At 39.4% G+C, this 8,831-nt stretch carries 7 protein-coding genes and 2 pseudogenes; 2 read left to right on the top strand and 7 right to left on the bottom strand.

Annotation, left to right across the window (positions count from 1 at the left end; all coding sequences use genetic code 11):
* Positions 1-49: 49 nt before the first annotated feature.
* Positions 50-259: pseudogene (locus HT671_RS08885) on the top strand (FAD:protein FMN transferase); the annotation flags it as partial.
* A gap of 99 nt (positions 260-358) precedes the next feature.
* Here HT671_RS08885 and HT671_RS08880 read toward each other — a convergent pair.
* From HT671_RS08880 to HT671_RS08850, 7 genes are all read right to left on the bottom strand, one after another.
* Positions 359-616, bottom strand: a complete 258-nt coding sequence (locus tag HT671_RS08880) for a DUF896 family protein (protein ID WP_000371298.1) — start codon at positions 614-616, stop codon at positions 359-361.
* 42 nt (positions 617-658) lie between these two features.
* Positions 659-2,695 (bottom strand): glycine--tRNA ligase subunit beta, encoded by a 2,037-nt coding sequence (gene glyS, locus HT671_RS08875; RefSeq protein WP_000164732.1) that lies wholly within the window; start codon positions 2,693-2,695, stop codon positions 659-661.
* A gap of 211 nt (positions 2,696-2,906) precedes the next feature.
* The gene (gene glyQ / locus HT671_RS08870; protein WP_023936433.1) at positions 2,907-3,824 is read right to left on the bottom strand and encodes a glycine--tRNA ligase subunit alpha; all 918 of its coding nucleotides are present in this window, start codon (positions 3,822-3,824) and stop codon (positions 2,907-2,909) included.
* Between the two features lie 368 nt (positions 3,825-4,192).
* Positions 4,193-4,954 carry an elongation factor Tu gene (locus HT671_RS08865; RefSeq protein ID WP_138703347.1) on the bottom strand — a complete coding sequence of 254 codons (762 nt, stop codon included), beginning with the start codon at positions 4,952-4,954 and terminating at the stop codon, positions 4,193-4,195.
* Positions 4,955-5,226: 272 nt separating this feature from the next.
* Positions 5,227-6,069, bottom strand: a complete 843-nt coding sequence (locus tag HT671_RS08860; protein WP_001099666.1) for an aldo/keto reductase — start codon at positions 6,067-6,069, stop codon at positions 5,227-5,229.
* A gap of 114 nt (positions 6,070-6,183) precedes the next feature.
* Entirely contained in the window at positions 6,184-7,575 is a 1,392-nt protein-coding gene (gene pgdA / locus HT671_RS08855; protein ID WP_138703346.1) for a peptidoglycan-N-acetylglucosamine deacetylase PgdA, read from the bottom strand.
* Positions 7,576-7,809: 234 nt separating this feature from the next.
* Positions 7,810-8,409, bottom strand: a complete 600-nt coding sequence (locus HT671_RS08850; RefSeq protein WP_000998387.1) for a DUF6088 family protein — start codon at positions 8,407-8,409, stop codon at positions 7,810-7,812.
* Positions 8,410-8,704: 295 nt separating this feature from the next.
* Here HT671_RS08850 and HT671_RS11730 point away from each other — a divergent pair.
* Positions 8,705-8,831, top strand: a pseudogene (locus HT671_RS11730) (IS630 family transposase); the annotation flags it as partial.

Raw genomic sequence — 8,831 nt, 5'->3', positions numbered from 1 at the left:
TTCATAATTCATAGAACTATTCTACCATATATTGTTTCGCAGGAAGTCTAATCAAACAGGATATCCTGTTGAAACGGAACTAGCGAGTCTAACAATCATCTCTGATAAATCAGTCGATGGCGAAATCTGAACGACTCGACTCTTTGGAGAAAGACATGCTTCTATCCTCTGGCAAGTCGAAAGTTTTGAGGGCATCGAAGCCATCCTCATCGATAAAGAAGGTCACCTAAGCTGTTCTTCAGGAATTCCTACTCTATAGAGACAACTGTTTCAATGGAGTTTTAAAATTGTATTATGTAAAAAGAGAAAGGAAATCTCATGTTATAGTCATTTAGTTTTAAAAAAGAAAGAATACATATTATGAATTTGGATCATCAAGACTACGACCATGTAATCCTTTTTCACGTTGTACCTGACGTAGTTTTTCTGGTGTAACATCATTACCTTCTTCGTCCACAATTTTGATTCCCTCAATGTGGTGACGAACAGAGCGACGATAACCTTCAATGTACTCCTCACGTAGTTTAGCTTGTTCCACTTTTTCTTCTGATGTCAAGCCTTCTGCTTTTTTCTTTTTGGCAAGCTCATTGATACGATCAATTTTTTTAGGATCCATGTTTCTCTCCTTTATGATAAGATTTAATCCGTTTAACAGATTTTATTTGGTATTGATTTGGTTAAAACGTGCAAGTTTAGCTGCTTTCTTGGTTAATTGAGACAAGATTGCCAAACGATTTTGACGGACTGCTTCATTTTCAGCCATAACCATGGTATTCTCAAAGAATGCATCAATGACTGGGCTAAGAGCAAAGAGCTGTTTCAATTGCTGACTGGCAGTCCCTGACAAAACGAGTGATTCTACTGCTTCTGCCAAGGTTTTCTCTTCTTCATTCTCAAAGAGAGCTGAATCAACTGTGGCTACTCCTTCTGCCTTCTCAGTCAAGTTAAAGGCACGAGAGAGTGATTCAACGGATGGTTTGAAGTCTTCTTCCTTGCTTGCTTCTACGAGAGCACTTGCTGCTTCCAACATATCTGCCACAACAAAGTTTGATCCTGCAAGAACGGCTTCCTTAATGTCTTTTGGAGTAGAACCCATCATCTTATCAACACGAGCCTTGATAAAGTTCATAACCTCTGTCTTATTTTCATAAGTCAAGCTGTCAAATGTTAAAGCATAAAGGCTATCAATCAGCTCGTCCATAGCAATGTGCCAACCAAAGGCATCCAATATACGAACTACACCTTGCGTCGCACGACGAAGGGCATAAGGGTCATTAGAACCTGATGGAATCAAACCTACTGAGAAGAAACTCAAAATCGTATCCAATTTATCTGCAATAGCAAGCACTGCACCAACCTTGCTCTCTGGAAGTTCTCCTTCAGCTGATGTAGGCATGTAGTGTTCACGAATAGCAGTTGCCACTGCTGGAGTTTCACCAGCAAGAAGGGCATATTTCTCACCCATAATTCCTTGGAGCTCGTCAAATTCACCAACCATACCTGTCAACAAGTCAAACTTGTAAATTGCTGCTGCACGGGCTAGGTCAACTGTTTCATCCGCTGACAAGCCTGCTTTTTCTGCCAAGAGAATAGCAATCTGACCCGTACGAATCATGTGTTCACGAAGGGAACCAATCTTCTCATGGAAGGTCACATTGTTTAATTTTTCAACAAGATCTGAAATGACCAATTTTTGATCTTCACGCCAGAAGAATTCACCATCTTCTAAGCGAGCGACCAAGACTTTTTCATTTCCTTTGATAACATTTTCCAAATGCTCTGCATTTCCATTACGAACAGAAATGAAGTTTGGCAATAGTTTACCGTCTTGATCACGGACAACAAAGTAACGTTGGTGTTCCTTCATTGAAGTCACCAAAACTTCTTCTGGAACTTCAAGATATTTAGCATCAAAACTTCCCATAAAGGCAGTTGGGTATTCAACCAAGTTCAAGACTTCATTCAGCAAATCAGCGTCAATCTCTATACCTACACCACGCTCAGCTTCGATTGTCTTGATTTGGTCAACAATCATTTGCTCACGTTCACGTGGATCTGCAATTACATACTGTGCACGAAGGTCTTCTTCATAGCTCAATGCTGACTGAATCTTAGTTTCTTGTCCCAAGAAACGATGGCCACGGCTCACACGCCCTCCCTTGATATCAAGGAAATCCAAATCAAACTCTTCTTCATCTAAAAGAACAGTTAAAGTGTGAACAGGGCGGATGTATTCAAAGGTGTTGTTAGCCCAGTGCATGCTGACAGGGAAAGTCAAGGACTTCAAGACATCTACAACACCAGGAACAATGGCTTCAACTGCTTGACCAATTTCTTCCTTGGTAACATAGACATATTCTTCACCCTTGATTTCACGGAATTCGATATCTTCAACAGTCAAGCCTTTCCCACGGACAAATCCTTGAGCTGCTTTGGTGAAGTTTCCATCACTATCCAATGCAATTTTCTTTGCTGGCCCCTTAAAATCTTCTGTCAAATCAGACTGTTTGTCTGCAAGACCAGTTAAACGAACAGCCAAACGACGTGGTGTTGAGAAGGTCTGAATAGCTTCAAAAGACAAGCGGTTTTCCTTGAGAAAGGCTGCCATTTTTTCGCCTAGTTGTTTTTCACTTGGTGTGACAACATAGGCTGGTAATTCTTCAAGACCGAGTTCTACTAATAAGTTTTTTGTCATGTTTTTTCTCCGAAAAATATCTTTTTATTTTCCAGTTTGCCTTATGTGATTGGTACGCAAGCAACCAACTTCGTTGTTTCATTGCTAAAATTGGAGCCAAAAGTCTCCAATTTTGCCTAGTATCCTTAGTTTCACTAAGGATACCTTCATCACTGCTGCAACTGGTTCAGGGCTCACACTGTTCGCCCATTTTCGTAATTTGTCACTTTCTTTATTCCGCGTCTTCTGCTAAGAGTTTAACTCGTGTTGCTTCATCTAAAAGTGGGTAACCTAGGCGTTTGCGTTCTGCGACAAAGGTTTTGGCTACAACTCGGGCCAAGTTACGGATACGAGCGATATAGCCTGCGCGCTCTGTTACAGATACGGCACCACGCGCATCAAGCAGGTTAAAGGTGTGTGAACATTTGAGAACATAGTCATAGGCAGGGTGAACCAAGCCTTCTTCCAAGGCACGACCAGCCTCTTTTTCAAACTTATCAAAGTTTTCCAGCAACATTTCTTGATCCGAAATTTCAAATGAATATTTTGAATGCTCGTACTCAGGCTGGATAAAGATTTCTCCGTATTTTACACCATCGGCCCACTCAATATCATAGACAGAATCTACTTCTTGGATGTAAGAAGCCAAGCGTTCCAAACCATAGGTAACTTCCGCAGTCACAGGGCCAGTTGCCAATCCACCGACTTGTTGGAAATAAGTGAACTGAGTGATTTCCATCCCATCAAGCCAAACTTCCCAACCAAGACCAGCTGAACCAGTAGATGGATTTTCCCAGTTGTCCTCAACAAAACGGATATCGTGCTCCAAAGGATTGATTCCCAATTTTTCCAAAGACTCAAGGTAAAGTTCTTGGATGTTTGATGGAGATGGCTTCATGACCACCTGGAATTGGTGGTGTTGGTAAAGACGGTTAGGGTTTTCCCCGTAACGACCGTCAGCAGGACGACGTGATGGCTCTACATAAGCCGCATTCCATGGCTCAGGTCCGATAGCACGAAGGAAAGTGTAAGGACTCATCGTTCCCGCACCTTTTTCATTATCATAAGCCTGCATGAGCATACAACCTTGGTCATTCCAAAATTGTTGCAAAGTCAAAATAATTTCTTGAAATGTTAATTTCTTAGACATTGAATACTCCTTAATAAAAAATAATTTCTTGCGACACGAGTCTGCCTCGTCGATTATACGAGGCAAGACGAGTTAGTACTGCGTCTAGCTCAGGCACTCTAGTGCTGAGCGTAGGGCAGTCTGACTGTAAGGAGGTTTCTGCCACTGACGCAGTGAAATGTTAATTTCTTAGACATTGTTTACTCCTTTTTATATAAATTACTTGCGACACGAGTCTGCCTCGTCGATCATACGAGGCAAGACGAGTTAGTACTGCGTCTAGCTCAAGCACTCTAGTGCTGAGCGTGGAGCAGTCCGACTGTAAGGAGGTTTCTGCCACTGACGCAGTAAAATGTTAATTTCTTAGACATTGTTTACTCCTTTAGTTTTTATATTTCTTTTTCAATTAATTTCTGCTGAACAAACCAATTTAACAAGGGAAAAGTTTTATCTGTATTTGCCCATAGATGATAAGAATCGAAGACCGCTTGTACACTACCTAGATTCTCTACCAACTTATCTACTGTCAAAAAGCTGCGCCAATATTCATAAAAAATACTTGCATAGTTCTTATCATAAGTCGAAGAACCAAAATCATTCAGTGAATGCCAACCATACTTCTTCTGAAAAAGTTCTACGAGAGATTGATTACAAATTTTTTCCGCTTGAAATTCCTCTTCTGTCAAGAAATACTTGCGACTAATATATTCAACCATCCCCTCTTCGAACCAGATATAAGAGTCGTAACCATCAAAATCATCTAAAAAATGCTCCGACCAATGAGCTAGCTCATGTCCTACAATCTGTAAGAGGAAATTTTCAGATAAAGAATGATAGTGACTTTCTATTGCTTGAGTTTGCTGAGAACACTTGTAGTCCATCAACTGATACAAATATAACTCTTTCCAAACAGCTAAATCAGGCGTCATAACCATTCGTCTATTATTTGTATAGGCTGGAACAGCGCTTTCCCTAATAATCTGTGTAGCAGCATTAAAATCTGACCAAATAACGGCTTGCGGTAAATCACAGACTGCAAGTTCATTCTTTAAAAAAGATTGATAATCTTTCAACTTTTCAGTATTTCTTACTACAAAATCACGAAATGTAGCTAGTTGACTATCGTCTTTTACAAGATAAAGGTTTTCCACGTCTCTCCTTTCTTTCACACAATAGACTGAATAAGCAAAAGAACCGCGTCCGACAATCCTAGGTTGATTTAACCTAGGGGCGTCAGAAACGCGGTTCCACCCTAATTTATTACTTCATTGTTTTTGAAAATACTACAGAAAGCGCCAGCACTTTATTTTGCCCTACTTGGCTCCCACTATCCCAAGCTCGCTTGAAGAACGCCATAAGACTTTCTTTCCTGCTGACTATTATATCAAAAATTAGAACAATGTACAATTCTTTTTATGATTTTCTAAAAATCCACATCATCAACTCGTGGAGCACCAGAATGAACAGCAATCGCTTTTAAGGTTTCACGCTCCTCATGGCTCAATTCAATTCCAAAGCAATCAAGATTAGCCTGAATACGAGAGGCTGTGACAGATTTTGGAAGTGGTAGAAATCCTTCTGCCAAGCTCCAGGCCAAGGCTATCTGAGCAACAAACTTTCCATGATTTGCTGCGATTTCTTGGACTTCCTTACTATCAAATAGTTCTCCCTGACCAAAAGGGCCCCAAGCTTCCAATAAAATTCCTTTTTCTCGACAGTAATCTACGACTTCCTCTTGATACACACCTGGCGCCAAGCGAACTTGATTGACCGCTGGAAGAATTTTTGCTGTTTCAAACAAGGCATCCAAATGATGGGGAAGAAAATTGCTAACGCCGATAGCACGGATCTTGCCTTCTTGATAGAGGTCTTCCATCGCTCTCCAGACCTCAGCATTTCGGATTTTCCATGCGTCATTTTCTCTAAGCGGTTTTGGATTTGGCCAATGAATCAAATACAGATCCAAATAATCCAAGCCCAACTTCGCTAAAGACTCTGCAAAAGCCTGACGAGCTTGCTCATAGGTTTGTTGGCTATTCCACAGCTTGGTAGTTACGAACAATTCCTCTCGTGGAACTCCGCTATCTTTGATTGCTTGACCAACACTTTCTTCATTCTGATAAATCGCCGCCGTATCAATATGACGATAACCAGCCTTCAAGGCTTCTAACACTGCACGATAGGCTTCTTCTCCATCCTTAGCCTTAAAAGTTCCAAATCCTAGAACTGGAATTTCTACTCCATTATTTAATTGATAGGTATTCATATGCTTATCCTTCTATTTTATTTATCATTTATAGCATAATTTTTTTGCTAATTAGTACTATCTTTTGTAAAAAATAAGTCTATCACATATCTGACAGAACCTATTTTTTCTTGCTTATTCATCACGGCTATAATACAGTTCATGAGGTTTTAGGCGAGTATTGAGCATCTCTGGTATGGTCACAAAGGTATAACCCTGATTTTTCAAATACTCAATGACCCTTGGCAAGGCATTGACTGTCGGACTGTGAATATCATGCATCAGAACGATAGAGCCGTTAGCTACTTGATGCTGAATTTCTGTCAAAATAGATGCTTCATTTTTACTCTTCCAGTCCAGACTATCCACATCCCACATGATAAAGCTCAAATCGAGGCTATTGCGAATGTCGTCTGTAATGGCTCCATAAGGCGGACGCATGAGTTTTGAACTAGAACCCAGCGCCTTAGTTAGCGCATCCTCAGTATCAGTAATTTGTTTTTTAGCTTCATCAAGAGAGAGTTGCGAGAGAATCGGATGGCTCCAACTATGGTTTCCAACAACATGACCTTCAGATTTTATCCTTTTCACCAAGTCCTCATTCCCAGAAACATTTTTCCCAAGCACAAAGAAAGTGGCTTTAACACCATATTTAGCTAGAGTCTCTAATACCTGCGGAGTCGTTGCTGGATTTGGACCATCATCAAAGGTTAGAGCGACAACTTTTTGATGTTTCTTATCAAAATAAGACTGGTACAAGGCCGCATCTTTTTCGAGTAAGTACGAAGATTGGATAACATCAAAGAAAGTAGATACTGGTAAGGCTATCTCTTCTAAATTTTCAACCGCAGGACTCGGATAAAGGATAATCTGACTATCCTTATAATCAAAATTCCATGCAGATAAGTCTTGGTCAGAGAAGCTTTTTACAATCTGCTCACTCTGGTTTTGCTCTATTTTTTTATCCTCTATAAAGGAGGTCAATTCTTTTATCAGCTGTCCCTTAGCCTTACTAGCATCTGAAAAGAGTTGGTCAAGTGTAAAAGGTTGCCCATCTTCTGTTAAGTGAACCTTTCCTAGACTGGTCTTTTCAGTCTCTTCAACCTTAAAATCAACTAAATCATAGATTTGTTTGGTCGCATTACGATTGACGACTCCCTTTAAACCTGACTCTCCTTGCTCTGTATAGTAGAAAACAAGATTGTCCTTACTTTCTAGCTTGTCCTTAATGTCTTTATTTATCAGCTCCCTAACAGAGGAAATCACTTGCTCACCTTGGAGAGGATAATAGGCAATCACTTCGGCTTGACCCTTACGAAAATGCTCCTTCTGATTTCCCTCACTTAATTGATCGTCTTTCTCTTTTTTGAGCGATTCAATCTTTTGCTCAAAACTTTTTTGCTGATACATTTTAAAAGCAATAAATCCGCCTAATAGGCAAATAGAAATTGCTAAAATACCAATCAAAGCCAATAATATATGTCTCTTTTTCCCGTGTCTGCCACGTCCCAGTCTACTTTTATTCATATTTATATCATAACAAATTTAAGCAATAATTTCAATGATACAGTTTGGCAATCCACAATTCCTCTAGCAAGCCAAAGCATCTCACATCAACTAGATCAGCCCTATCTATAGGAACCATCTAGTTTTCTATCTATGGAATTTCTAGTAGATTGAAGCTAGAATAGACACCGTCACTTCTAAAAACATTCTGAGAAATTGATTTATTTTTCCCAGTCGATTTATCCTCAAACATCCCTATACCTCTGATATTTTCTTGATAATACTATATACCCAGACACTTGTAGTTTTACCTTCAGCTAGTAATGTTGACTTTTCTTCTTCAGATAATTTTTTCCGTAAGTAGTCAATCTGCTGAGAAGTAATGTTCTCTTTCCCCATTGCCTTGACAGATTGTATCACCATTGCAGTTAAGGTTGACATATTTGAAATATCTCCATTATTTCTATGCTTAAATTCTATTCTTGCCTTACCAACATTAAAACTGGCATATCTTCCATCTGATATATAGATCCATTTTGCTGGTACCTGCGTAGATAGACCAAGTAAATTAAGGGCTGTGTTTCCCGATGGAGCAATGGTCCAATTATATTTTCTAGCAATAGCATCAGCAACTTCATCCACAGAGGCCATTGCATACTCTCCAATCAGTTCTATATATTTTGGTTTATAATAAATACCTTTCAAAATGCGAGTAACCTTTTTGTCTTTTACAAGACGATTTAATGTACTACGAACAGTTTCATATCCTACAATTTCAAAGAAATCATTTGCTATAAAAACTTGATTCGATTCAAAATTTTCTATCCTGTTTACTATTTCCTGCTTATCGTTCATCTATCGCACCTCCTTTGCACCGAATATGATGCTATTTTGGGTGCGAGAGTCATTTTATCAAGAGGGAACAGACCTCTTACAATTTCTTATGTAACATCTCTATCTATTTTATCCCATTTCTTATTTCAGTAATCGCTTGATTATAAAAATCAGGATAGTCAGCCGTATTTATTTCTTTTATATTGTAAAATGAAATAAGAATAGGACGATTCGATCAGGACAGTCAAATCGATTTCTAACAATGTTTTAGAAGTAGAGGTGTACTATTCTAGTTTCAATCTATTATACAATAGCGCTCCCTCGTCCTTATGCAGGGGCTCCTAGAGGGGAGAAAGTCTATGAAAAGATTAGCGGACGTCGTTTTGAGCGAACTTCAATTGTTGCAGGACAAGTAGACGGAGAGTTTATAGCTCCCATGATTT

Source organism: Streptococcus sp. 2741, from assembly GCF_013276315.1.
Taxonomy (GTDB): Bacteria; Bacillota; Bacilli; order Lactobacillales; family Streptococcaceae; genus Streptococcus; species Streptococcus pseudopneumoniae.
The sequence above is the reverse complement of the archived record's forward strand: the minus strand, read 5'-3'. Positions and strand labels throughout refer to the sequence as shown.